This window comes from Pseudomonas profundi (assembly GCF_008638305.1).
Classification (GTDB): Bacteria; Pseudomonadota; Gammaproteobacteria; order Pseudomonadales; family Pseudomonadaceae; genus Halopseudomonas; species Halopseudomonas profundi.
The window spans coordinates 64,318-89,485 of the sequence record NZ_VTPZ01000003.1 but is presented as its reverse complement, the minus strand read 5'-3'; the positions used below and the strand labels follow the sequence as shown (position 1 = coordinate 89,485).

Genomic DNA, 25,168 nt, shown 5'->3' with positions numbered 1-25,168 from the left:
CGGCGTCTCGTAAGCTGGCCGGTGAGCTTTACACATCTTTATTTTTCGCAGTCTCGATCGCTCAAGTTCGGGGCTTTGCGGCCGAAACACACACTTCACTCCACGAAATAGAATTCCCTGATCATGGCTACATCCTCTTCACTTCGTACCCAGACCCTGGTGCTGCTGGTTGGCAGCCTGACGCTGATGGTTCTGGTGGCATTAACCAGTCTGAATACGCTATCGAAGGGTATGAGCAGCTATCGCTCGCTCATCGAGGGGCCGCTGCAGGCGTCAAGCCTGGTCAACGATGCGAACCTGGCCTTCAAGGGGCAGGTACAGGAGTGGAAGAACGTATTGCTGCGCGGCGGCAACGGTCAGGACATGGAGCGCTATTGGGCCCAGTTTGAAAAGGAAGAGCAGCAGGTTCAAGCATTGCTGACGGAAATTGCGGCTCTGGATATCCAGCCCCAGGCTCGCCAGCAGGTCGAACAGTTGCGCACGGAGCATCAGCGGCTCCGCGACGCATACCGTGTCGGCCTGCAGGCTTACAGGACTGGCGGTTTCGATCCGCTGGCCGGCGATCGGAATGTGCGAGGTATCGATCGTGCGACCAGCGATCAGATGGCGTCACTGGTCGATACCATTGAGTCCTACGCCCTCGAGCAGGGCCGGATTATCGGAGAGCAGGCAAGTCGTGCCATCTGGATTGGCGTTGGCCTGTTGCTGGGCTCGACCGTGCTGATCTGCATGCTCAGCGTCTGGCTGGTGAACCAGCGTCTGGTCGCACCCATTACGGGCTTGATCAGCCAGATAGAGCAGCTTGCCAGTGGCCGTATCGGTTTGCCGAACAAAACCGATCGCAACGATGAGCTGGGTACGCTGGCGCGGGCGGCGAACCAGCTTCGTGATTTCCTTGCCGATACGTTTCGCAAGCTTGAACAGAGTACCAGCGAGCTTGACCACGCCAGCGGCGAACTCAACACGGTGGCGACACGTATGACTGATGGTGCAAGGGAGCAGTTCTCCCGTACTGATCAGGTCGCCGCTGCCATGCAGGAAATGTCGGCGACCGCCGCCGAAGTGGCCCGGCATGCCGCAGACGCCGCCAGTGCAGCTGACCTGGCCGACGATCACACTCGCCAGGGCGAGCAAGATATGAGCCAGACCGTTTCGGCCATGCAGTCGATGCTCGGTGAGATTTCCCGTACTGCCGAAATCATTGGACAGCTCGAAGGGGATAGCCAGCGTATCGGCAAGGTACTTGAGGTCATTCAGGGCATCGCTGCGCAAACCAATCTGTTGGCGCTGAACGCGGCAATCGAAGCGGCTCGAGCCGGTGAGGCCGGGCGTGGGTTCGCTGTTGTGGCAGATGAGGTACGCACCCTGGCCCAGCGCACCAGTGCGTCAACCGCCGAGATCCAACAGATTATCGATAACGTCCGTGACGGCGCGGAGCATGCCGCGCGTGCCATAGAAGGGGGGCAGTCAAGCAGTGAAACCGGAATGCGCCAGGTGAATATGATGGGCGAGCGCCTGCGTGAAATAACACTTTCGGTCGAAGCGATCCGCGATATGAATCGCCAGATCGCCACCGCAGCCGAGGAGCAGACCAGCGTGTCAGAGGATATTTCTCGCAATATCACCGAGATAAGCGAAATTGCCGCGAGCAACCAGCGTGACGTCGAGCGCACCGCCCAGGCGAGTGCAGGTCTGCACGAAATGTCTAACCAACTGAGCGAGTTGACCAGACGGCTGTCCCTTTGATCGCTCGCAGGCCACCCTACGGCACCGAAGCCAATGATGGTTGTCCAATTTATTGTCTCCACTCCGTTGCCGTACGTGGCGCGTCAACCTGGTTGAAGTAAAGTTCCCGCCAGGACGCAGAACTTTGCACTTTGCACGATATCGAAGCGCCACATCATGCACCCTGCATGGTGGCAACGCTTTTTGTATTTCGTAAGCTATTGTTTTATATGAGTTTACCCAAAAGTGTGAACTGGCACAGGACTTGCGATATTTACCCAACGCGTTAGAGCTCTTTCAGCCAATGCTTTGGGGAGATGCACATGAGTCTTGAACGTCTACAACGAGCGCCTCTAGTTCTGGCCGTTATGGCGATTGCCATGGTTGCTGGGCCGCAATCCTCGCAGAAGATCATCCCATCTGCTCCCGCCTGGGAGCGCTCCGCTGGCATGCAGTTCGATTCTGTCAGCTTCGAAGAAAGCCCGGCGCAACCCCTTTCGATTACCCAGCAGAGCACCGCCAAGCCTGCGACGCTTCCGTTTGTCGCCCAGGGCGAGAACTACGCCGAGAACAAGGCAAGCGCTCAACGCTGGGTATTCTAAGCATACAAGCATGGCCAGTCGTGGCCGGGCTAGCCCGTCACGAGGCTGGCCAGCGATCTGACTGAGCCAGACAAAGGCGGTACACGAGGACGCAAATTGAACAGACCGCTGGAGTGGGTAGCAGCGGGAATAATAAAACCGTTAGGCTGAGGAGCAGCTATGAATTACCGAAGTGTCAGTGATCTGTCGACACTCACCAATCGATTCGCGAGTAAAGTGCCCACTGACGTAGACCTGGTTGTGGGTATCCCTCGCAGCGGAATGCTGGTAGCCAGTATTGTCGCGTTGAAACTCAATCTACCGCTGACCGATCTGTACGCCTTCGAACGCAACGATGAATTGAAGAAGGGGCACACTCGCACGTACAAGCATGAAGCGCTACGCCTGCCGCAGCAGGCCCGGAAAATCCTGCTGGTGGATGACAGTATCGCCTCAGGCGGGTCCATGCGCGAAGCTCGCGACAAGGTCAGCAGCATCTTTTCGGGCGAGGTAGTGACCATGGTTGCTTTCGCTCAGCGAAATAACGCTGAGGCAGTGGATATCTTCCTCGAGGCGGTAGAGCAGCCACGTGTATTTGAATGGAACATCATGCACCACCCGCTGATCAGCCATTCGTGCCTGGATATCGATGGCGTGCTGTGTGTTGATCCGACGCGGATGCAGAACGATGATGGGGCAAACTACCTCGGGTTTCTCGAGCATGCCAGGCCGCTATTTATCCCTTCGGTCGAGGTGAAGCATCTGGTTACCAGTCGGCTGGAGAAATACCGTTGCGAAACAGAAGCCTGGCTCGAACGTCACGGGGTGCGCTATCAGCAGTTGCATATGCTGGATCTGCCCAGTGCCGCCGAACGACGGCGCCTGGATATGCACAAACAGTTCAAGGCTGATGTCTATCGTAGCGACCCGCATGCTGTGCTGTTCATTGAAAACGAAGAGCTTCAGGCTCGCGAGATCATGCGGCTCACCAGCAAGCCGGTGTTCTGTCTGGAAACAAACGAGATGTATTCCCCGGGGGCAAGTCTGTCAGGGTTGAAGTCTCAGGCGGTACGCAAAAGCTTGTCGTTTCGCGACAAGGCCCTGGGCAAGGTCAAGCGGTTCATGGACCGCCATCTGCCGTTGACACCCTGACGTAGCGGTCCACGGTTACCGGGCAGGATCTCCAACGCCCTGGCTCTGGTGCCGCCACAAGGCGGCGCCGCCGCTGATACCTGTATCGCTGGGCGCCATCCTGACCGAGGATGGCAGGTCGACCGTGACCAGCCGCACGTTGCCTCCCGTCAGCACGATGTGATCGGGATGCAGCAAGACCTCCAGCACATCGAGCACGCGCAGTAACCGCTCGTTCCACACCTCTGCGTTGATCTGTTTCAGCGCGGCATTTCCCAGATATTGGTCATAGGTCAGGTTGTCAGCCACCGGATGGTGCGCAAGCTCCAGGTGCGGCATTAATTGCCCGTCGCGAAACAGTGCCGAGCCGAAGCCTGTGCCCAGAGTAATAACCAGCTCCAGTCCCTTACCCCGAATCAGGGCAAACCCCTGCAGATCGGCATCGTTGATGATCCGTGCGGGATGATTATCCATTCGGCGGGAAAGGGCATCAGGCAAGTCAAAACCAATCCACTCGCGGCTATCGAGGTTGGCTGCGGTGAGAATGAGTCCATTGCGAATCGCGCCGGGGAATCCGATGGATATGCGATTGTAGGCCGGACAGAGCGCGACCAGCTGGACGAGGGTGTCGACAAGCACCGAAGGCAGACATGGATGCGGGGTGGGCACACGCAAGCGCTCGCTCAGAAGATTGCCTTGCTCATCAACTACCGCGGCCTTGATGCCGCTGCCGCCGATGTCGAATACCAGAATGCCCGGTTTCAATATGGCTCCCGTGTTATGTGTGGAAGATGGGTTATGGTCGGTGCGTCTGATCAGGCCGGATCCGGGCAGTCGCAACCATTCCGGATCCGGCTAACACCTCAGCTTTCTTCTTCGCAGACCAGTTTCGAGCGAATGGTCGCGCTTGAATAGCTGCCTTCCAGACGCAAGGTGGCTGAATCGCCCGCTTCGATAAGGGTTTCAGGCGAGCCGGTCATCGCTGGCTCGGATGGATGAGGTTCAAGTCTGCAGTTGGCAGTGACGTCGCCATTATTGGTTACTCTGAGTGCCTGGACTCCGCTGGTTCCGCCAGTAGCGGGGCCCGCGGTGGTGCCGGTGTCGCCCACCACTTCAGTCTGAATATCCAGCCCGTTCAATTCCTTCTCCAGCTCTACGTTATCTGCAGCGGCAACAAGAGGAAAGCAGGTGGCCAAACCACAAGCTAAGAGGATCTTTTTCATTTTCTACCTCTGACATCAGGAATGTTCAGATATAGAAGGGGTGAATAGCGCTGAAGTTCCTTGATGCAGGAACCAGTAGCGCCAAACCACGGACAGACGTGTATCCAGGCAGACCAGAACCTCCAGGAGCGAGCAGAGTGCGAGACGCTGGTGCCTAGCCTGCCGCAGCGACCGGTGCGCTTGGTACCAACTGTTGGATAGTCGCAATCAGCGAGTCGATTTCGTATGGCTTGCTGAAGACCGGACGATCCGCCCACACCTCAGGCATGCCGGCCGCGCCGAAGCCGGTCGTGAACATGAACGGAATGCCCCGGTCGGATAAGCGTTCAGCTACCGGAAACACCGAGTCGCCGCCCAGGCTGACATCCAGAATGGCCACGTCCACGTCCAGCGATGACGCCATGGTTTCGCCTTCAGCCAGTGTCGAGGCATGCGCCGCGACGTTATAGCCGCGGGTATCGAGCATTTCTTCAAGAAGCATTGCGATCAGTGCTTCATCTTCTACGATCAGTATGTTCATGATGCGACCACCAGAGTTTGAAAACTATCGCCGAACGGCTGCGGCTGTCTGTTTCGCCTGTTTCGCAGCCCTCAGGTAGATGTTGAGGCCGGCAAGCGAGGCGGGGCGATGTAGGGATCCGCTATAAAGATTCCTATGTTGCTTCCAAGTTCCCCCGAATATGCCGAATAAGATTCCTATTTGCGGCGAATGTGTCAGAAAGCGGAACAGCTCGTCGGTAACCGGCGGCAATCTTGCACGTCTCGGCAACTTTTGTCTTCCCGCCATGTACTAACCCTTTGTATGCAATCGCCGCGGGACGCCGGCCGTATGCTTCCGGCACATCATTGCAGTGGAACGCGCACTGCTGCGCAATCGGCGTAGTAGCACATCGAAGGAATCACCACGCGGCATTCGTTCATCCGAACAGGAGATTCCCATGAGAGCACTCCGCTGGCATGGCAAGAAAGATATTCGTTGTGACAATCACGTACCCGACCCCTCCATCGAAGATCCGCGTGACGCGATTGTAAAGGTATCCTCGTGCGCTATTTGTGGGTCCGACCTGCACCTGTACGACGGCTTCATGCCGGGCATGACCCACGGGGACATCATGGGCCATGAGTTCATGGGGGAAGTGATGGAAGTCGGGTCTGCCAACAAGAAGCTCAAGGTTGGCGATCGGGTTGTCGTGCCATTCACTATCAGCTGCGGGGAGTGCGACCAATGCCGGCGCGGCAATTTTTCAGTGTGTGAGCGAAGTAACCGCAACGCCAAACTGGCCGACAAGCTGTTTGGTCACACCACCGCCGGCCTGTTTGGTTATACGCAGCTCACCGGTGGCTACGACGGTGGTCAGGCTGAATTCGTAAGAGTGCCCTTCGCTGATGTCGGGCCTGTGGTCGTGCCAGAGGGCATGACTGATGAGCAAGCATTGTTCCTTGGCGATATCTTCCCGACGGGCTGGCAAGCGGCCGTGCAGTGCGATATTCAGCGTACCGACACTGTGGCTATCTGGGGAGCGGGTCCGGTTGGTCAGTTCACCATACGCAGCGCCATTCTGCTTGGCGCCGAGCAGGTCATCTGTATCGACAATGTTCCGGAGCGGTTGTCCATGGCCCGTGCTGGCGGCGCGATCACCATCAACTTTGATGAAGAAAGTGTGGTTGAACGACTCAGCGAGCTGACCAAGGGCAAGGGGCCCGAGAAATGCATCGATGCGGTCGGAATGGAATCCCACGCAGCGCGCTCGATCGACGCGATGTATGACCGGATCAAGCAGGCTACCTTCATGGAAACTGGCCGCCCGCATGTGTTACGCGAAATGATGTACGTCTGCCGCCCCGGCGGTACCCTGTCGATTCCCGGCGTGTACGGCGGTCTGCTGGACAAGCTTCCCTTCGGTGCAGCCATGAACAAGTCACTGACCTTCCGCATGGGGCAGACCCATGTCCAACGCTGGGCTGATGACCTGCTTAAGCGCATTCAGGACGGGCAGATCGATCCGTCGTTTGTCATCACCCATACGGCCAAGCTTGAAGATGGCCCGGACCTGTACAAGACCTTCCGCGACAAGCATGACGGCTGCGTCAAAGTCGTGCTGAAGCCCTGAGGAGATATGATCATGCAACGTAAATCGAGTCGGGAATACCGCACCAATCATGCTGCACACAAGGCCGCACGGAGCCTGGGCTGGCTCAGCATTGGCCTGGGTGTCGCCGAGCTGCTGATGCCGCGCGCGCTGGCCAGTACCGTTGGCCTGCCGGGCCGGGCCGGATTGCTGCGGCTTTATGGTCTGCGCGAGATTGCCACCGGGGTCGGCTTGTTGATGACCGATAAGCCCGCGCCATGGATCTATGCGCGCATTGGTGGAGACGCACTGGATCTGGCGACGCTGGGGGTTGCGGCCCAGCGCGGTAACGAACCGGTGAACACCGCCATCGCGCTGGGCGGTGTAGCGGCGATTGCCGCCGCTGACCTGGCCTGCGCCCGGGGCTTGGGCAAGGAGAAGCAATTGGTCACGGTGTATGACTATAGCGATCGTAGTGGTTTTTCCGAACCTGCTGAGAAAATGCGCGGACGGGCCGCAGCAGGGGACGGTAGCATCAACGATGCGCCGCAGGTGAGCGGAATGCAGGCTGCGGATAGAGAAACCGCCAAGCGGCCCTGAGGGGCGTACCGACGCAGCGTCCGCTGCGTCGGTATGTATGGCTCAGCGCGTATAGTTGCGTTGAAAGCGAACCAGACCTGCGACGCGACGGTCTCACCAAGGTTCTCGTTTTACAAGGATTTCCCGCTTGCCGAAAGTTACCTCACCCAGGGCCTGGCTGGACCGGCTCGATCGCTCACGCCACGCGCTCTGGTTGTTATTTGCCGCCTCGATGGCAGAAACATTGCTGGTGCCGATTCCCATCGAGGTCATCCTGATTCCCTGGATGCTCTGTCATCCCGAGCGCAAATGGACCATTGCAGGTGTGGCGTTGGCGGGGAATCTGACAGCCGCAACACTGGGTTATTATTTCGGCGTCTTCGCGATGGATCACTGGGGCGACACGCTGATTAATTTTTTCGGTAACCAGGACTCATACGAGCAGTTTCAGTCGCGCTTCAGCGAAGAAGGCTTTGTTGCGATCCTTACTATCGGCATAGTGCCGGTGCCCTTTCAGATCGCCATGCTGGCCGCTGGCGCGAATGGTTATCCGATTGCGTTATTCCTGCTTGCCGCCATGATCGGCCGGGGTGCGCGCTATTTTGGTCTGGCGTTGCTGGTGGCGATTGCCGGCGATGCGGCGATGAAAATCTGGGACAAGTATTCCAGGCCGCTCGGGGTGCTGCTGCTGGTGCTGGCTGGCGTATGGCTATGGTTCGAAATTACTGGTTAGGCGCTATGTCATTGGTTGCTTTCGGCCCGGATTCTGACTGCCAGCGCCTTTAGCGCTGGCTGCGTTCAATGCGGTCGGGGTGGATCACAATCAGGCCCTGTTTCAGCAAACCACCGATAGCCTTCTTGAAGCTGCCCTTGCTCACACCGAACGCCTTGGTGATGGCTTCTGGCGGGCTCTTGTCGCTCAAGGCAAGCACCCCCTGCCGGGCATCAAGTTGCTCGAGAATCTGCTGCTGAAGTTGATCGCCAGCCCCGCTACCGACCGGCTGCAAGCTCAGACTGATCTTGCCATCGGCACGAATTTCCTTGATATAGCCTTTTTCGCGCATGCCGCTGCGCAGGAACTTGAACACCTCGTTCTTGTGGATCAAGCCCCAGTGCGAGTGGTTGATGATGGCCTTGTAGCCGAGATCGGTTGGCGACACGATCAGCAGGTCCACCTCATCGCCCGGGTTGTAGCGCACCGGTAGCTTGTCGAGATACCGGTCCAGATATGCCGTAGCGGTGATACGGCGCGTATGCCGGTCCAGATACAGATACACCACACAGTAGTCACCCTCTTTCAGCGGGCGTTTTTCTTCGGAATGGGGTAGCAGAACGTCCTTGGGCAGACCCCAGTCGAGGAACAGGCCGACCCGGTTTATTTCCGCTACTTTCAGACTGGCAAATTCCCCTACCTGGACCTTGGGCGTTTCGGTGGTGGCGATCAGCTTGTCTTCGCTGTCCAGGTAGATGAACACATTGAGCCAGTCGTCGACTTCGGTCGGTTGGTCCTTGGGTATGTAACGGTTTGGCAGCAGTATTTCGCCGTCCGGTCCGCCGTCCAGATAGAGGCCGAATCCGGTGTGTTTGACGATTTGCAGTGTGTTGAAGCGCCCGATTGCAGCCATGGTCAGATTCCGCGTTGAAGTGCCTGGCATTGTAGCAGGAGCTCCGGTGCGCGGGGCGGTTGCCGGCGCGCCTCAGATGCCGCTGCGCCTGCCTACAACGGACTCTGCGGGTCGACGAACGGAGGTGAACGACAGATTTGGGAATGGTCACAAATCCACGGGTCGCGTGAACTCAATCCGATGGCTGCCAACGAAGAAACATCAGGCGAAGCGGTCGCGGATATCGCGCGCGGGGTATGACGTCATGTATCGGCGGCCAGGGTGCCTGGCCGGCTAACCCGCCCAGGCCGCAAACGCGTCAGGCTTTGCCCTGACCTGTCGAGGGCGAGGCGACAGAAATCACCAAGGAGGCATAGATGCAATTGAAAGGTTCGTGTCATTGCGGCGCGGTGCGCTTCGAACTTGAAAGCGCGCACCCCTATCCCTATCAGCGCTGCTACTGTTCGATCTGCCGCAAGACGCAGGGCGGAGGAGGGTATGCAATCAATCTGAGTGGCGATACGGCCAGTATGGAGGTGACCGGCCGGGAAGATATCACCATTTACCATGCAGTGATGCCGGGCGAGGATGGCAGCGTTAGAGCCAGCAGCGCCGAGCGGCACTTCTGTAGCCGCTGCGGATCGGGCTTATGGTTGTTCAGCCCTGAGTGGCCTGAATTGATTCATCCGTTCGCCTCGGCGATCGATACGCCATTGCCGGTCCCGCCGGAGCGCACGCATATGATGCTGGGCTCACGCGCGGCATGGGCGGAGCCGGAGACCCGGCCGGGCGACAAGGAATATCGGGAATATCCCGAGGAGTCGATTGCCGAATGGCACGAACGGCTGGGGTTGAGTCAGTAGTTGAAAGCTAGAGGCTAGAAGCTAGAAGGTGATGTGTGAGAAGGGTGGCTGTCAGTCGCGGTAGAAGACTTGCACCAGGTGATAGCCGAACTGGGTTTTCACCGGGCCGTGGATCTTCTTGAGCGGCTTTTTGAAAATGATCTGATCAATCGCCCTGACCATCTGACCCGGGCGCACTTCGCCCAGGTCGCCGCCGCGCTTGCGTGATGGGCAGGTCGAATATTTCTTCGCCAGCACATCGAAGGCTTCGCCGGCAGCGAGGCGTTTCTTCAGATCTGCGGCTTGTGCTTCGGTCTTTACCAGAATGTGGCGGGCCATCGCGGTAGGCATCGTGTCGAGTCTCCTGCAGAGGAAGGCTTTCAGTCGTGGCTGTCGGCGCTGCGTTGGCCTGCCTTGTGGGACAACCGCAAGCCGCGCAGGCTGCGCTTGACGCTTTTAAGATGATTGACCAGTTCCGGTCCACGGCGCATGGCCATGCCCATCGCCAGCACGTCGATCACCACCAGATGGGCAATACGCGAAGACAGCGGCGTATAAATCTCCGTATCTTCCGTCACATCGATGGGAATGTGGATTTTGCCGAGCTCTGCCAGCGGCGTATTGCTCGGACACAGGCTGATCAGCGTCGCGCCGCTTTCCGCGACCAGCGATGCGGAATGCAACAGGTCCTTGGTGCGCCCGGTCTGCGAGATCGCCACGGCGACATCTTCAGGGCCCAGGGTAACGGCTGACATCGCTTGCATGTGCGGGTCAGAATAGGCCGCTGTGGATACCTGCAAGCGGAAAAACTTGTGCTGTGCATCGCTGGCTACGGCACCGGAGGCACCGAAACCGTAAAACTCCACCCGCCGTGCATGGGCCATCGCCTCGATTGCCCGTTCGGTGGCTGCGGTGTCGAGCCGTTCGCGTACTTCCATCAGAGTCGCCAGTGTCGTATCGAAGATCTTGTGTGACAGCTGATCGACGCTGTCATCCTCGTTTATCGAAAACTGGCCAAAACTGGCTCCGGCCGCGAGGCTTTGCGCTAGTCTCAGTTTGAGGTCCTGGAATCCGGTACAGCCGATAGCCCGGCAGAAGCGCACAATGGTCGGTTCACTCACGCCCACTTCCCGGGCCAGATCGGCCATGGATGAGTGCATTACCTGCGCCGCATGTGCAAGAACGTGGTCTGCGACCTTGAGCTCTGACTTGCGGAGCAGCTGGCGGCTGGCGGCGATGTGCTGGAGCAAATTCACGTGGACTTCATGCTAGTCTGGGTGCCATTGGGATGAGATTTCTTGTAGTTATACTACAAAAAGCGCCGAACCAGCGTTAATGGCAGCGTATTAACGGTTTGAAGAAACTTGCTTCCGCCTCGATGCGGACCGACCCAGACGCTCTCTGATGCCGGGACGCGCCGGTTATTCAAGAATAGCCAGCCTCCCCCAAGGCGCCTTTCAACAGCGTAACAGGAGAATTGCTGTGTCAGCAAAACGCGGCCTGGCCTGCGACATAGTGGTATTTGGTGGCACCGGGGATCTGGCGATGCGCAAGTTGTTGCCTTCCCTGTATTACCTGCATCGAGACAGGCATCTGCATGCCGAGACGCGCATCATCGCTACTGCACGCGGCAAGCACGACGCGCAGAGTTATCGCAAACTGGTGCAGCGTCATGTCAGCCAGCACGTGGCGCAGGGGGATTTTGATCAGTCGGTGTGGGAGGCCTTTGCGCAACGGCTCGAATTCATGACGCTGGACGTCAGTCAACGGACCTCCTATTCGCGTCTGGGTGAAAGGCTGGGCGAGCATCCGGATCGTATCCGCGTGTTTTATCTGGCGACCCTGCCGAACCTGTTTGCTTCCACCGCCAAACATCTGGACTCAGCCGGACTGGTCACCGCCGAAGCGCGCATTGTGCTGGAAAAGCCGCTGGGCCAGAGTCTGGAAACCGCCAATCAGATCAATGATCAGATCGGCTCGGTCTTTGATGAGTCGCGCGTGTTCCGTATCGACCATTATCTCGGCAAGGAGGCGGTACAGAATCTGCTGGCGTTGCGTTTCGGCAACGCCCTGTTCGAACCGCTCTGGCGCAATGCGCATGTTGATCATGTGCAAATCAGCGTGCTGGAAACGGTAGGCGTGGAAAATCGCGGCGATTATTACGACAAGGCCGGCGCGATCCGGGACATGGTACAGAACCATCTGTTGCAGCTGTTGTGTCTGGTGGCGATGGAAGCACCGGTGCACTTCGAACCTGAGTCGGTGCGTAACGAAAAACTGAAAATTCTCGAAGCTCTGCGGCCCATCGGTGGCATGGACGTTCAGGACCACACGGTGCGGGGCCAGTATTCAGCGGGGGTGCGGGCAGGTGAGAAGCTGCCCGCTTACTATTTTGAGAAAAGCGTCGATCACGACAGCAATACTGAAACCTTTGTCGCGCTCAAGGCTGAGATAGACAGCTGGCGCTGGGCCGGAGTGCCGTTTTACCTGCGTACCGGCAAATCGCTGGCGCAGCGTAAATCCGAAATTGTGGTGCAGTTCAAGGCTGTGCCGCACCGGTTGTTCCCGCAGCGCGGCGATTTCGCGCCCGGTAACCGTCTGGTCATCCGGCTGCAGCCTGACGAAAGTATCAGCCTGTCATTGATGGCCAAATCGCCCGGCCGGGGCATGGCATTGCAGGAAGTCGAGCTGGATCTGAATTTCGCCGATGCGTTCAAGCGCCGTCGCTGGGACGCTTATGAACGCTTATTGCTCGATGTGATCGACGGGGATGCCACGCTGTTCATGCGCCGTGATGAAATCGAGGCCGCCTGGCGCTGGGTTGATCCGATTATCGAAGGCTGGCAGAACAGCTACCGGTCGCCCAAGCGGTATGCTGCCGGGAGCTGGGGACCTGAAGCGGCGGACAGTCTGCTCGAGCGCCAGGGACATACCTGGCTCGACGAACGCTAGCCCCGGGTCAGATGGGCAGGCTTTGCTGGGCGTCAGTCAGCAGTCTGGCAAAAGCCTGGGCCGGCAAGGGGCGGCTGATCAGGTAGCCCTGTATTTCATCGCAACCGTAATCGCGGAGAAGCTCGAGTTGACTTTCCAGCTCGACGCCTTCGGCCACCACGTTGAGACCGAGACTGTGCGCCATGGCAATAATGGCGCGCACGATCGCCGCGTCCTGCGCACCGTCCTCAAGCTCCGCGATAAAGGCCCGATCAATCTTCAACGTATGCAGCGGGAAACGCTTTAGGTAGGCGAGAGATGAATAACCCGTGCCGAAATCATCCACCGCCAGCCTGATGCCCATCTCCTGGAGCTCGGCGATATTGCGTGTCACCACGTCCAGATGCTCAAGTAGCATGCTTTCGGTCAGCTCCAGTTCCAGGAACTGAGCCGGCAGATCGGATTCTTCAAGAATATCGAGCACAACCCGCGAGAAGTTCTCCTGACGTAGCTGCTGCACCGACAGGTTGACTGCTATACGTACCGGCGCCGGTCCCTGGTGATACCACCGGCTGGCCTGTGCGCAGGACTGGCGCAGCACTATTTCCCCCAGCGGGACGATCATGCCGGTCTCTTCGGCCATTGCAATGAACTGCCCGGGCAACAGCAACCCGCGCTGCGGGTGTTGCCAGCGGACCAGTGCCTCGGCGGCCGTGACGTGGTCGGTCGTCAGGTCCAGCTTGGGCTGGTAATGCACGACCAGCTGAGAGTCGACAAGCGCCTTGCGCAGCTGATTCTCCAGTTGTAGACGATCAAGGCTGTAGGACTGCAGCAGATGGGTATAAAACTGATAGTTGTTACCGCCAAGATGCTTGGCGTGATGCATTGCCTGGTTGGCCTGGGCAATCATATGCAGGCTGTTACGCGCTGTACCGGGAAACTGGCTGATCCCGATGGATGCCGTCACTACCAACTCGTGCGCACCGATCAGGGTCGGGCTGCGTACTTCCTCAAGCAGGGTCGCTGCCAGTTGCTCCAGGTCGTGGCGGCTCATCTGTCTCTCTACCAGGATGACAAACTCGTCGGCTGAGAGTCGCGCGAGGAGATCGGACTGATCCATCTCGCCCAGCCGCAACGCGATCTGTTGAAGCAACAGGTCTGCCACAGCGTGACCCAATGTATCGTTGATATGCTTGAATCGATCCAGATTCAGGTGCAGCAGCGTTATATTTCGCTTGTCGGTGCGCGCGCGGCCGGTGGCCTGATTAAGCTGCTGGGTAAACAGATTGCGATTGGCCAGCTGCGTGAGCGGATCGTAGTTGGTCAAATAGGTGACCTGTTCTTCGTTCTGGCGATGTACGGTCAAGTCAGCGAAGAAGGCTACATAGTGGATAATCCTGCCGCGCTCGTCGCGTACCACTGCGAGCTGCAGCCATTGTGGATACTGTTCGCCGTTGCGGCGGGTCGCGATCCGCTCACCCTGCCAGCGACCCTGGCTGTGCAACGTGCTTACCAGCTGTTGGTAGTCCTCGGGCTCCATGGATTGGCCGAGAATGTTCAGCACCTTGCCGATGACCTCGCCTGCGGTATAGCCAGTGATCACACTGAACGCCTGGTTGACTGCCAACACCTGAAGCTGCCGGTCGAGAATGAGAATGCCCTCGGATGACGCCTCGAATACAGTCGCCGCCAGCAGCGCTTCCTCTTCCTGGAGCTTGCGCGCAGAAATGTCCCGACGGGTACCGAGCATCCGTAACACGCGGCCTGTGGCGTCGCGTTCCACGGCACGGCCGCTATCCTCGACCCATAACCAGTGGCCGTCGGCATGCTTCACGCGGTACTCGAGCCGGTAGGGTGCCTTCTGATCCTTCATATGTCCGATCAGCGCAGCACGTACTGTTTTCACATCGTCAAGGTGCAGGTGCGGCCGCAGATCCCCGAGCATTGTCGGGCGTGATTCGGGCGGCAGGCCGAAGATGGTGTCCAGCTTGGAATGCTCGACCTGATCCGATTTCAGGTCCCAATCCCACAACGCCAGTCCGCTGACCTCCAGCGCTAGGCTAAGCCGGTCCTGGCTGGAACGCAGTGCCCGGCTGATATCTTCAAGCTCGGCGGTTCGTTGCTGGACTCGCTGCTCGAGTGCCTCATGGCTCTCCAGCAGCTCCTGTTCAGCGCGTCGCCGGTGCTGGACTTCAGCTGTAAGCTGCTCATTGAGTGCTTTGGCCTGCTGGTGGGTCTGCTCCAGCCGGGCGACCAGCGCAAGGTTGTGATCGTCTGCACGAATGGTCCGGGTAACGGAGCGGTTAATGAAAGCCCCGGCAAGCAGAATGCAGGAAAATACGGTCACCCCCATGACACCCCAATACACACTGATAGAGTCATCACGGGTCAGTAAAAAGATGATACTCGGCAGCCAGGCGGGCACCAGAAAGCTGGCAAAAGCAAGAAACCGGCTGGCGTAGATGATGCTGACACACAGGCTGACACCGGTAGTCAGGCTGTAAGCAGGAGCCTGCAAGGTGAATGTTTCCAGTGGGACCAGGCCGATCTGGATGTAGGTCGCAGCGAAGCCGGTCAGGGCATTGCCAAGATAGAAGAGCACCCGCCATCGCGGTTTCAAACGCGCCTCGGGCGGACTCTGTCGATACTGGCTGGTCAGCAGATTACGCAGCAGTGTCAGTGCGAGAACCAGCGCCAGCCAGCCAAGCAGCAGGGTATGATCGACGTGATCCCAGACCAGGATGCTGATCAGAACCGCGGCGAGCAGGATCAACCATTGCGGTAGGCGAGAATATTCATATAGCAGATCGAGCTGGCGTATGCGCAGGTCGATATGAGTGCCGGGTGCGTAACTGTCCTGAAACGCCATGGTCAATGATCCCTCAAATGCTCAGCGCTTCCGCTCCAAGAATGCCATCATGATGGCATTTCTCCCTGAACACGCACCTTACATCACCGCCCGGGTTTGGCACAGCCCCCCCCGCACGGCTGAAACCATGACATCCAGCGCTGACATCAAGGCTGTGGTCGGTTTCCTACCGACCGGTGGGCAGCGGCTGGTAGAATGCGCGCATGGATATCTCTCATCTGCTTAATTCGCTCAATGACGCCCAGCGCCAGGCCGTATCTGCGGCTCCCGGACAACAACTGGTGCTGGCTGGCGCCGGCTCTGGAAAAACCCGCGTGCTGGTGCACCGTATCGCCTGGTTGTGCCAGGTTGAGAACGCGTCGCCCTGGAGCATTCTTTCGGTGACCTTTACCAACAAGGCCGCCTACGAGATGCGCGCACGCATCGAACAACTGCTGGGAATCTCGCCCCAGGGTATGTGGGTCGGAACCTTCCACGGGCTGGCGCACCGCCTGTTGCGGGCGCACTGGCGCGAGGCGGGGTTAGCCGAACAGTTCCAGATTCTGGATGGCGACGATCAGCTGCGGCTGGTCAAGCGCGTCATTCGCGAGCTGGGTCTGGATGAAAACCAGTGGGCCCCGCGTCAGGCGCTCTGGTGGATCAATGGTCAGAAGGATGAAGGCTTGCGTCCGCAGCACATTCAGCCGGCCGGCGATCTGTACCTCACCACCATGCTGCGCATCTACCAGGCCTACGAACAGGCCTGTGCCCGCGCCGGTGTGGTGGACTTCGCCGAATTGCTGCTGCGCTCGCTGGAATTGTGGCGCGATAATAACGCGCTGCGTGAACAGTACCAGGCGCGTTTCCGGCATCTGTTGGTGGACGAATTCCAGGACACCAACGCGGTGCAGTACGCCTGGCTCAGGTTGATCGCCGGCAAGAATCCCAGCCTGATGGTGGTCGGCGATGATGATCAGTCGATCTACGGCTGGCGCGGCGCACGCATCGAAAACATCCAGCAATTCCAGACGGATTATCCGTCCGCCGAGTTGATTCGCCTGGAGCAGAACTACCGTTCAACGGCGAACATCCTCAAGGCCGCAAACTCGCTGATCGGCCACAACGCGGGGCGTTTGGGCAAGGAACTCTGGACCGAAGATAACGAAGGCGAGCCGATCGCCTTGTACGCCGGCTTCAACGAGCAGGATGAAGCGCGCTTCATCGTTGAACGGATCGAACAGGCAGTCGGTGAAGGCATGGCGCGTAGCGAGATGGCCATTCTCTACCGCTCCAACGCACAATCCCGGGTGCTAGAAGAGGCCCTGCTGCGCGCGGCGATTCCCTATCGGATCTACGGTGGCCAGCGCTTCTTCGAGCGAGCCGAGATCAAGAACGCCATGGCCTATATGCGGCTGATTGCCAACCGCGGCGATGACGGCGCACTGGAACGCATTATCAACGTGCCCGCTCGCGGTATCGGCGACAAGACCGTTGAATGCCTGCGCCAGCACGCCCGCGAGCAGGATGTGTCGCTGTGGCAGGCCGGCTGCGATTTGCTCGACAACAAGGGATTGCCTGGCCGCGCCGCCAATGCCGTTCAGGCGTTCATGCAGATGATCGAAGACATCACCGAACGGGTCGAGGGGATGCCCTTGTACAGCATGGCCCAGCAGGTGATCGAGCACAGCGGGCTGTTGCGTTTCCATGAGCAGGAGAAGGGCGAGAAGGCGCAGGCGCGGGTGGAAAACCTTGAGGAACTGGTATCGGCTGCGCGGGCTTTTGAAAACGAGATGGCCAGCGAAGAAGAAGAAGGCGACACCCTGCTGGCCTTCCTGGCCCACGCGTCGCTGGAGGCGGGTGAGACGCAGGCCGACCGTTTTGAGGACAGCGTACAGCTGATGACGCTGCACAGCGCCAAGGGCCTCGAGTTTCCGCTGGTGTTTCTGGCCGGAATGGAGGAAGGGCTCTTCCCGCACAAGATGAGCCTGGAAGAGCCGGGTCGGCTGGAAGAGGAGCGCCGGCTGGCTTACGTCGGGATCACCCGGGCCATGCAGCAACTGGTCATCACCTGGGCAGAAACACGGCGGCTATACGGCAGCGAGACCTTCAACAAGGTGTCACGCTTCGTTCGCGAGATCCCGGCGGAACTGATCCGCGAGGTGCGCCTGGGCAGTCAGGTCAGTCGGCCCTTCGGCCCCGGCAAGGGCAAAGGCACCATGTTCGCTCAGGAAGCGACCGAGAGCACCGGTTTCGCGTTGGGCCAGCGGGTCATGCATTCGCTGTTTGGTGAGGGCGTGGTGCTGAACTATGAAGGGCACGGCGCGCAGGCGCGGATTCAGGTCAACTTTGATGATGAAGGCAGTAAGTGGCTGATGGTTGCCTACGCCAAGCTTGAGGCGATGTAGCGGTATGCTAGACGGCGCTGGGTTTTAGCTCCAGCGCCTGAGCTACGGCGACGCAGAATCAGGAAGGTATGATACGCGTGCGGCCACGGTCATCGATGGCGACAAAAACGAATATCGCTTCGGTAACCTTGCGAATCCCATCGTGCGCCAGATCCTCACTCCACACCTCAACGCAGATCTTGGTCGAGCTGCGGCCAACATCCAGAACGTGACAGTGAAACGCCAGCTGGGCTCCGACCGATACCGGCACCATGAAACCCATGCGATCGATTGCGACGGTGGCGACCCTGCCGCGGGCAATGCGCGCCGCAGTGCTGGTGCCGGCGACGTCCATCTGTGCTACCAGCCAGCCGCCAAAAATATCCCCGAAACTGTTGCAGTCTCGTGGCAAGGTGGTGATCTTGAGCGCCAGCTCTCCCCGAGGGGTTGGATCCATGTCTAGGTCTTGCATCGAATGCTCGGTAATGTGCGTTTTAATTTTTGTAGCAGCAGTCAAGCGGGAAAACTGAAAACTGCGAAGGCGCCTATGTTATGTGATAGCGGGTTATCACTCAATGGTTAGGGGCTGTTGCCGGCGTTCGACCCCGGACGTAGCCGCTAGTTTGAGTTGAGTGAAAGCTCGAAGCCAGCTGCCGCGAGCCGACAGGGCTGCGCCGACACGCTGCAAATACGTCCCTGTAAGCTCGCCGATGACATCCCTGTCATCGCACGGTCGGCTCAACCCTGTCGCCTCGCTTCGCATAGAGATTTGAGTTGCCTGATGGCACACCCCAACACCGGTTTACTCTCCGCATCACGACGATGCTCGACCGAGCCCACCGGCTGTCAGGGTGAAGCAAGTGTTGAAAACAGGGATGTTTTCACCAAGCCCCCAGGGATGGGTTTACGGCGTCTTGCGTAACCCTGACAGCCGGTGGGCGACTGGCCTGGGACGTAGCCGCTAGTTTGAGTTGGGTGAGAGCTCGAGGCCAGCTTCCGCGAGCCGACAGGCCTGCGCCGACACGCTGCAAGTACATCCCTGTAAGCTCGTCGATGACATCCATGTCATCGCACGGTCGGCTTAGCCCTGTCGTCACGCTTCGCATGAAGATCGGAGTTGCCTGACAGGAAAATCTGGAAGCGCTTTTAATCTCCGCTTCACGCCAATGCTCATTCAAGTCCGCCGGCAGTCAGAGTGGAGCAAGTGTTGAAAACAGGGATGTTTTCACCAAGCCCCCAGGGAGGGGTTCACGGCGTCTTGCGTAATCCTGACAGTCGGTGGGCGACTGGCTTGGGACGTGGCCGCTAGTTTGAGTTGGGTGAGAGCTCGAGACCAGCTTCTGCGAGCCGACAGGGCTGCGCCGACACGCTGCAAGTACGTCCCTGTAAACTCGTCGATGACATCCCTGTCATCGCACGGTCGACTCAGTCCTGTCGCCTCGCTTCGCGTAGAGATTTGAGTTGCCTGATGGCACACCCCAACATCGGTTTAGTCTCCGCATCACGCCGATGCTCGACCGAGCCCGCCGGCAGTCAGAGTGGAGCAAGTGTTGAAAACAGGGATGTTTTCACCAAGCCCCCAGGGAGGGGTTTACGGCGTCTTGTGTAATCCTGACAGCCGGTGGGCGACTGGCTTCGGTTCAGCCGGGCACAATGACCTTGAGCCAGTCTGGCGAAACATTTTGAGTCGAAAAGCCAATCCCCCTAGCCCCCTTTGCCAAAGGTGGTTTGGTGCTTTCCGGGGATGAACGTGCTCGTGGGCTACCGCTAATCCGGTCGGACAGTTTGTGCCAAAACAAATAAAAAAAGGGCCTGTATAGGCCCTTTCAGCTTCATTGCGAACCGACCTCAACCTCGACCCTCGACAGCGCGCTCGGCTATTTCCATCGGCGCGTGGCGCACGTCGGTGCCTTCGACCATATAGATAACCTGCTCCGCCAGATTACCGGCGTGGTCGCCGACGCGTTCCAGTGCGCGCAGTACCCACATGATATTCAGGCAGCGGGTGATGTTACGGGTGTCTTCCATCATGTGGGTGACCAGGGTGCGGGTTGCGCTGCGGTATTCGCTGTCTACGGTATCGTCCTCGCGCATGACCTGCAGGGCTACCTGGGTGTCGAAGCGGGCGAAGGAATCCAGGGCATCGCGCAGCATGACGGCGACATGATTACCAATATGCCGGACTTCGACGCGGCCCCAGGGGCTGGTCGTTTCTTCGGCTAGTGCGATAGTCAGCTTGGCAATCTTTTTCGCCTCGTCGCCGATACGCTCGATATCCGCGACCATCTTCACCACCGACATGACCAGACGCAGGTCGCTGGCGGTGGGCTGGCGCTTGGCGATGACGCGGTTGGCTTCTTCATCGATAGCCAGTTCCATGGCGTCGACCTTCTTGTCACCGGCTTTGACTTCACGGGCCAGCTCAACATCGCTGTTGATGAGTGCCTCGACGGCCTGGCGCAGTTGCTGTTCAACCAGCCCACCCATTTCCAGCAGATCCTGCTTGAGCTGACTGAGGTCGGCGTTGAAGCGGCTGGAAATATGCTTAAGGTGGCTTTCGCGATCTGTTGTCATTATCTGGGACTCCTTTATCAGCCGAACCGGCCGGAAATATAGTCTTCCGTGCGTTGGCACTTCGGGCGGGTGAACAGCGCATCGGTCTCGTTGAATTCGACCAGTTGACCCATGTACATGTAAGCGGTGTAGTTGGAGATACGCGCAGCCTGCTGCATGTTGTGCGTCACCATCAGGATGGTGACCTGACCTTCCAGCTCATTGAGCAGATCCTCGATGCGCGCCGTCGCGATCGGATCCAGCGCCGACGTGGGTTCGTCGAGCAGCAGGATATCCGGTTGTACCGCCAAAGCGCGGGCGATACACAGGCGCTGCTGCTGACCGCCGGAGAGGCTCAGGGCAGATTGATGCAGGCGGTCCTTGACCTCATCCCACAGCGCCGCCTGGCGCAGCGACTTCTCGGCCATTTCATCCAGCACTGCGCGCTTCTTGATGCCGCGAATGCGCAACCCGGCGATGGTGTTTTCGTAGATGGTCTTGGGAAAGGGGTTGGGCTTCTGGAAAACCATGCCCACTCGCAGGCGGACCACCATCGGGTCGAGCTCGATGAGATTCACGTTCTCCGGCATCAGGGTGATCTCGCCGGAATATTTCACGCCTTTGTACAGGTCGTGCATGCGGTTCAGGCAGCGCAGGAAGGTACTCTTGCCGCAGCCTGAAGGGCCAATCAAGGCAGTGACGCGCTTGTCTACCAGAGGCATATTCAGTTTCTGGATAGCCTGGGTACCGTCGCCATACCAGAACTCCAGATCAGACACCCGCGCACGCAATTCCTCTTCCGGTTCGAGCAGCCAGGTATCTTCCTGTCCGGCCGAGGCGGGCGGAGGGGCGCTATGGGTCCGTTTGGTTGCTACGGGTTCTGCGGTCGTGCTGACGTTTTTCATCATGCCAATGCTTTTGCTGAAGGAAGTCATATATGTTTACCGTAATCGTCTATGTACGAGGAGCCTGGTTTGGGACCGGTATCAGTCCTTGTGGCGAACCTTGTAGCGAATGTAGATAGCGATGGCGTTCATCATCAGCGTCAGCACCATCAATACAACCCCTGCTGCCGCGGCGTTGATCTGGAACTCGGCTTGCGGACGAGACACCCAGCTGAACATCTGGATCGGCATGACCGTGAACGGGCTGGTGATCCAGTCGAAATTGATGAACGGGAAGTCGCCGCTGATCGGCGCGTTGGGCAGGAACGCAATGTAGGTCAGCGCGCCGATGGTGATGATCGGTGCTGTTTCGCCGATCGCCCGTGACAGGCCGACTATCGCGCCGGTGATGATGCCCGGACGCGCCGCTGGCAGGATGTAGGCGTAGGTGGTCTGCCATTGATCCGCGCCAAGACCGATCGCGGCTTCCTTGTACGCCTCCGGTATCGACCGGATGGCTTCCCGCGTGGAAACGATGATTACCGGCAGAATCAGCAGCGACAGCACCAGGCCCGCGACCAATACCGTCTCGCTCATGCCGAACGCATAGATAAACAGGCCGAGCGCCAGCAGGCCGTACACGATTGACGGCACGCCGGCGAGGTTGGTGACATTGATCTCGATGAGGTCGGTCATCCAGTTGGAGCCAGCGTATTCCTCGAGATAGACGCCAGCAGCGACGCCCAGTGGTATCGAGATGGCAGCGGTAACGATCATGACCAGGATAGTGCCGACCCAGGCCGAGAGGATGCCCGCTTGCTCCGCCTTGCGCGACGGGAAGCTCATGTAGAAGTCAGGATCCTGCAAGCGTGGCAGGCCGGTAATGAACAGATCCAGGAACATCGCCAGCAGCGTAGAGATGGCGATCACCAGGATCAGCATGCCCAGCCCGGCGATCAGGATGTCCTGATTCTTGTTGCGCCGGACCAGCGAGGCATGGCCCTGCGCGTCACTGATAGTTTGATTTAACGTAGCCATGTTTTACCTCAATAAGCCAGACGGTAGCGGCGGCGCAGCATGAAGCCGATGACGTTGAACAGCAGCGTCATCAGGAACAGCACAAGACCGACCGCGAAGATGGACTGGTAGCCAATCGAGCCATGGCGTACGTCGCCGAGGCTGACCTGCACGATGAAGGTGGTGATGGTCGCGGCACCTTCCATTGGGTTGAAGGTGAAGTTGGCCATCTGGCCTGCCGCAATCGCCACCACCATGGTTTCTCCGACGGCGCGGGACATGGCAAGAATGAAGGCCGCGGTAATACCGGAAATGGCTGCCGGGATCACGACCTTGATCGCTGTGTAAAAACGTGAATATCCCAGTGCGTAGGCGCCTTCTCGCAGCTCGCGCGGTACAGCGCGCATGGCGTCCTCGCTGAGCGAGGTCGTATAGGGAAGGATCATGATGCCCATAACGATACCCGGCGAGAGCATGTTGAAACCGGGCAGCCCCGGAATGAAGGCCTGCAACAGGGGCGTCACCATCATCAGGGCGAAGTAGCCGTAAACGATGGTCGGTACGCCTTCGAGCATCTCCAATACCGGTTTGACTGCTTCACGCACCTTCGGCGGTGCGTACTCGCTCATGTAGATCGCCAGCAGCAAGCCGAGTGGAATGGCGATCGACAGGGCAATCGCGGATACAGTCAGCGTACCGGATAGCAGCGGCCAGATCCCGAAGGAGGGTGCTGCGAAAAGGGGAGTCCAGGTGGTGGACGTCAGAAATTCCGTCAGCGAGACGTTCTCAAAGAAAACCAGCGACTCGCTGACCAGAATGTAAACGATACCGATGGTCACGAAGACCGATACGGCGGCAGCGGCGAACAGAATACATCTCGCCAGCTTGTCGATCATTGCACGCTTGCGCAGGAAGTTGGGAGCCGGGGTAACAGCGGCTCGCAACTGGTCATCTGGCGTGTTAAGCATAATAGGCCTGCTGCGGTGAAACTTGCTGATGGTCAGGGTTCAGAAACGGCAACAAGAGCGCGCCATCTGGCGCACTCCTGCTTTTCTGCCGATCTACTCAGTAGTGCTTGTCGCGGCTGAGCAACTCTACAACGTTCACGCCGATCTCTGAACCGGTGAAGGCAGTGCCTACTTCCAGTTCACGCAGGGTGCGCAGGGCTGCCTGGTAGGATTCTGAGCTCATCGGCACATAGCCAACTTCCTCTACCAGGTCGGCGGATTTATCTTCGTTCAGATAGTATTCCATGAATTTCATGGAATGCGGTTCTGACTGCATCTTGTTCTTGCTGGCGTACATGAAGATCGGACGCGACAGCGGCTGGTAGGAACCGTTGCCAGCGGTCTCGACGGAAGGCAGTACCGCTTCCTTGCCCTTCCATGAAATCGCTACAGCGTCCAGCTTGTCCTTGTTTTCTTCATAGTAGGCAAGACCGAAGAAGCCCATGGCGCTCGGGTCGTTGGCCACGCCCTGAACCAGCACGTTGTCATCTTCACTGGCGGTGAAATCGCCGCGGCTGGAGTGTTCCTTGCCGACGATGGCAGCGGTGAAGTAGTCATAGGTCCCGGAATCGGTGCCGGCACCATAGAGGCGCAGCGGCTTGTCGGGGAAGGAGGAACGGATCTGGTTCCAGTTGGTGATCTTGCCCTGTGCTTCAGGCTCCCAGACTTTTTTCAGTTCCTCGACCGTCATAGTCGTGGCCCAGTCGTTATCGGGGTGGATGACAACAGTCAGTGCATCCATGGAGACAGGGAGTTCGATGAACTCGATACCGTTCTGCTTGCACAGTTCGGCCTCTTCTTTTTTGATCGGACGTGAAGCACCTGTTGCGGCGGTTTCACCATTACAGAACTTCTTGAAGCCGCCGCCAGTACCGGAGACGCCGACGGTCACCCGGATGTCGCCTTTCATTTCCTTCTGGAACTCTTCGGCAACAGCTTCGGTAATCGGGAAAACGGTACTGGAACCATCTACCTGAACGGTTTCAGCTGCCATGGCGAAGGGTGCGGCTAAGATCCCGGACATCAGTGTCACGGAAGCGGCGGTAAGTGCTTTGTTCATGGTCAATATCCTGTCCACATTTAGGTTTGGTCACTAAATCGGTTGAGGTTGCAGCGCATGCCGCTGTGAAACCTGAGCCGACCTTTCGGCGACGAAGCCAATATATCCATGGAAGATGACTCTTTTGTGACAGCCGAAACAAAGCAGAAAAAACGTGGTCGGTTGTAGCTGATGCTCCCTCGACGGCCTTGTTCTTTCTGAAAAGCGCAGTCTAAAGCGGTCTGACAGCGATGCTTGAAGGATCTCCAGGCACAAAAAAGCCCACTTCGATTCAACCGAAGCGGGCTTTTTTTGATACTCAACGGTTATTCGAGAGTCATAACCCATTCAGCGAGAAGCTTGGCTTCATCTTCGGTAACCTGGTTCGGCGGCATGGGGATTGCGCCCCACTGGCCGGAAGAACCATTCTTGATGTTGGCAGCAATGGTTTCGACTGCATTTTCTTCTTCTTGGTATTTGGCAGCGACAGCCTTCAGAGCCGGGCCAACCAGCTGCGCGTCGACATTATGGCAGGCAACGCAGGGCTTGCTTTTGAACAAGGCTTCGCCGCCTTCGCCCGCTTCCTGGGCAGTGACCGCTTGAGCAGAGAAGAGTGCGCCGGTGACGGCAAGGGGTAACAAAAACTTTTTCATGACATATCCTCAGAGGCTGTTCTGTCGCAGGTCAGGCCTGCTTGTTTTGTCGGCGGATTGTAGATCCTGTGACCGCAAGTTTGCACTGCGATTCAATT

The 25,168-nt window shown here is 58.3% G+C and carries 23 protein-coding genes; 9 read left to right on the top strand and 14 right to left on the bottom strand.

Annotated features, from left to right (window positions below):
* The first annotated feature begins 123 nt into the window (after window positions 1-123).
* The 3 genes from FZE95_RS05465 to FZE95_RS05455 all read left to right on the top strand — a co-directional run bounded on the left by FZE95_RS05465 (window position 124) and on the right by FZE95_RS05455 (window position 3,458).
* A complete protein-coding gene (locus FZE95_RS05465; RefSeq protein ID WP_150299835.1) occupies window positions 124-1,746 on the top strand; it encodes a methyl-accepting chemotaxis protein in 1,623 nt (540 codons plus the stop codon).
* Window positions 1,747-2,048: 302 nt separating this feature from the next.
* Complete coding sequence (locus FZE95_RS05460; RefSeq protein WP_150299834.1) at window positions 2,049-2,327, top strand: hypothetical protein; 279 nt, start codon at window positions 2,049-2,051, stop codon at window positions 2,325-2,327.
* A gap of 159 nt (window positions 2,328-2,486) precedes the next feature.
* Window positions 2,487-3,458: a phosphoribosyltransferase gene (locus FZE95_RS05455; RefSeq protein WP_150299833.1), complete on the top strand. Its 972-nt coding sequence runs from the start codon at window positions 2,487-2,489 to the stop codon at window positions 3,456-3,458.
* 15 nt (window positions 3,459-3,473) lie between these two features.
* Here the strand turns inward: FZE95_RS05455 and FZE95_RS05450 are convergent, their stop codons facing one another.
* The 3 genes from FZE95_RS05450 to FZE95_RS05440 form a co-directional block, all read right to left on the bottom strand.
* Window positions 3,474-4,202, bottom strand: coding sequence for an ROK family protein (locus tag FZE95_RS05450; RefSeq protein ID WP_218573652.1), 729 nt, complete (start codon window positions 4,200-4,202; stop codon window positions 3,474-3,476).
* A 98-nt stretch (window positions 4,203-4,300) separates the two neighbouring features.
* Complete coding sequence (locus tag FZE95_RS05445; RefSeq protein ID WP_150299832.1) at window positions 4,301-4,660, bottom strand: hypothetical protein; 360 nt, start codon at window positions 4,658-4,660, stop codon at window positions 4,301-4,303.
* A 154-nt stretch (window positions 4,661-4,814) separates the two neighbouring features.
* Window positions 4,815-5,180: a response regulator gene (locus FZE95_RS05440; protein ID WP_150299831.1), complete on the bottom strand. Its 366-nt coding sequence runs from the start codon at window positions 5,178-5,180 to the stop codon at window positions 4,815-4,817.
* Window positions 5,181-5,598: 418 nt separating this feature from the next.
* On the opposite strand from FZE95_RS05440, the gene FZE95_RS05435 reads away from it, so the two are divergent.
* The 3 genes from FZE95_RS05435 (at window position 5,599) to FZE95_RS05425 (ending at window position 8,041) form a co-directional block, all read left to right on the top strand.
* Window positions 5,599-6,771 (top strand): zinc-dependent alcohol dehydrogenase, encoded by a 1,173-nt coding sequence (locus FZE95_RS05435; protein WP_150299830.1) that lies wholly within the window; start codon window positions 5,599-5,601, stop codon window positions 6,769-6,771.
* A gap of 12 nt (window positions 6,772-6,783) precedes the next feature.
* Window positions 6,784-7,329: a transcriptional regulator gene (locus FZE95_RS05430; RefSeq protein ID WP_150299829.1), complete on the top strand. Its 546-nt coding sequence runs from the start codon at window positions 6,784-6,786 to the stop codon at window positions 7,327-7,329.
* 127 nt (window positions 7,330-7,456) lie between these two features.
* Window positions 7,457-8,041 carry a YqaA family protein gene (locus FZE95_RS05425; RefSeq protein WP_218573651.1) on the top strand — a complete coding sequence of 195 codons (585 nt, stop codon included), beginning with the start codon at window positions 7,457-7,459 and terminating at the stop codon, window positions 8,039-8,041.
* 49 nt (window positions 8,042-8,090) lie between these two features.
* On the opposite strand, the gene FZE95_RS05420 is transcribed toward FZE95_RS05425, so the two are convergent.
* Entirely contained in the window at window positions 8,091-8,933 is an 843-nt protein-coding gene (locus tag FZE95_RS05420) for a CvfB family protein (RefSeq protein WP_150299828.1), read from the bottom strand.
* A gap of 356 nt (window positions 8,934-9,289) precedes the next feature.
* Here FZE95_RS05420 and FZE95_RS05415 point away from each other — a divergent pair, with 356 nt between their 5' ends.
* On the top strand, window positions 9,290-9,775 hold the full coding sequence (locus tag FZE95_RS05415) for a GFA family protein (protein WP_150299827.1): 486 nt from the start codon (window positions 9,290-9,292) through the stop codon (window positions 9,773-9,775).
* Between the two features lie 51 nt (window positions 9,776-9,826).
* Here the strand turns inward: FZE95_RS05415 and FZE95_RS05410 are convergent, their stop codons facing one another.
* Both FZE95_RS05410 and hexR read right to left on the bottom strand, forming a co-directional pair.
* Window positions 9,827-10,105: a peptidylprolyl isomerase gene (locus FZE95_RS05410; protein ID WP_150299826.1), complete on the bottom strand. Its 279-nt coding sequence runs from the start codon at window positions 10,103-10,105 to the stop codon at window positions 9,827-9,829.
* Window positions 10,106-10,134: 29 nt separating this feature from the next.
* Entirely contained in the window at window positions 10,135-11,010 is an 876-nt protein-coding gene (hexR, locus tag FZE95_RS05405; protein ID WP_150299825.1) for a transcriptional regulator HexR, read from the bottom strand.
* Between the two features lie 148 nt (window positions 11,011-11,158).
* On the opposite strand from hexR, the gene zwf reads away from it, so the two are divergent.
* Complete coding sequence (gene zwf / locus FZE95_RS05400) at window positions 11,159-12,706, top strand: glucose-6-phosphate dehydrogenase (RefSeq protein ID WP_150299824.1); 1,548 nt, start codon at window positions 11,159-11,161, stop codon at window positions 12,704-12,706.
* 7 nt (window positions 12,707-12,713) lie between these two features.
* On the opposite strand, the gene FZE95_RS05395 is transcribed toward zwf, so the two are convergent.
* Entirely contained in the window at window positions 12,714-15,554 is a 2,841-nt protein-coding gene (locus FZE95_RS05395; RefSeq protein ID WP_150299823.1) for a putative bifunctional diguanylate cyclase/phosphodiesterase, read from the bottom strand.
* A gap of 203 nt (window positions 15,555-15,757) precedes the next feature.
* Between FZE95_RS05395 and uvrD the strand changes: the two genes are divergently transcribed.
* Window positions 15,758-17,938 carry a DNA helicase II gene (gene uvrD / locus FZE95_RS05390; RefSeq protein ID WP_150299822.1) on the top strand — a complete coding sequence of 727 codons (2,181 nt, stop codon included), beginning with the start codon at window positions 15,758-15,760 and terminating at the stop codon, window positions 17,936-17,938.
* A gap of 58 nt (window positions 17,939-17,996) precedes the next feature.
* Here uvrD and FZE95_RS05385 read toward each other — a convergent pair whose 3' ends face one another.
* The 7 genes from FZE95_RS05385 to FZE95_RS05355 form a co-directional block, all read right to left on the bottom strand.
* The gene (locus tag FZE95_RS05385; RefSeq protein WP_150299821.1) at window positions 17,997-18,389 is read right to left on the bottom strand and encodes an acyl-CoA thioesterase; all 393 of its coding nucleotides are present in this window, start codon (window positions 18,387-18,389) and stop codon (window positions 17,997-17,999) included.
* A gap of 1,376 nt (window positions 18,390-19,765) precedes the next feature.
* Window positions 19,766-20,491 (bottom strand): phosphate signaling complex protein PhoU, encoded by a 726-nt coding sequence (gene phoU / locus FZE95_RS05380; RefSeq protein WP_150299820.1) that lies wholly within the window; start codon window positions 20,489-20,491, stop codon window positions 19,766-19,768.
* Window positions 20,492-20,508: 17 nt separating this feature from the next.
* Window positions 20,509-21,375 (bottom strand): phosphate ABC transporter ATP-binding protein PstB, encoded by an 867-nt coding sequence (gene pstB / locus FZE95_RS05375; protein WP_150300065.1) that lies wholly within the window; start codon window positions 21,373-21,375, stop codon window positions 20,509-20,511.
* An 81-nt stretch (window positions 21,376-21,456) separates the two neighbouring features.
* On the bottom strand, window positions 21,457-22,392 hold the full coding sequence (gene pstA / locus FZE95_RS05370; RefSeq protein WP_150299819.1) for a phosphate ABC transporter permease PstA: 936 nt from the start codon (window positions 22,390-22,392) through the stop codon (window positions 21,457-21,459).
* A gap of 8 nt (window positions 22,393-22,400) precedes the next feature.
* Window positions 22,401-23,339, bottom strand: a complete 939-nt coding sequence (pstC, locus tag FZE95_RS05365) for a phosphate ABC transporter permease subunit PstC (RefSeq protein ID WP_150299818.1) — start codon at window positions 23,337-23,339, stop codon at window positions 22,401-22,403.
* Between the two features lie 97 nt (window positions 23,340-23,436).
* The gene (locus FZE95_RS05360; RefSeq protein ID WP_150299817.1) at window positions 23,437-24,438 is read right to left on the bottom strand and encodes a PstS family phosphate ABC transporter substrate-binding protein; all 1,002 of its coding nucleotides are present in this window, start codon (window positions 24,436-24,438) and stop codon (window positions 23,437-23,439) included.
* A gap of 305 nt (window positions 24,439-24,743) precedes the next feature.
* Window positions 24,744-25,070: a c-type cytochrome gene (locus FZE95_RS05355; RefSeq protein WP_150299816.1), complete on the bottom strand. Its 327-nt coding sequence runs from the start codon at window positions 25,068-25,070 to the stop codon at window positions 24,744-24,746.
* Between the last annotated feature and the right edge of the window lie 98 nt (window positions 25,071-25,168).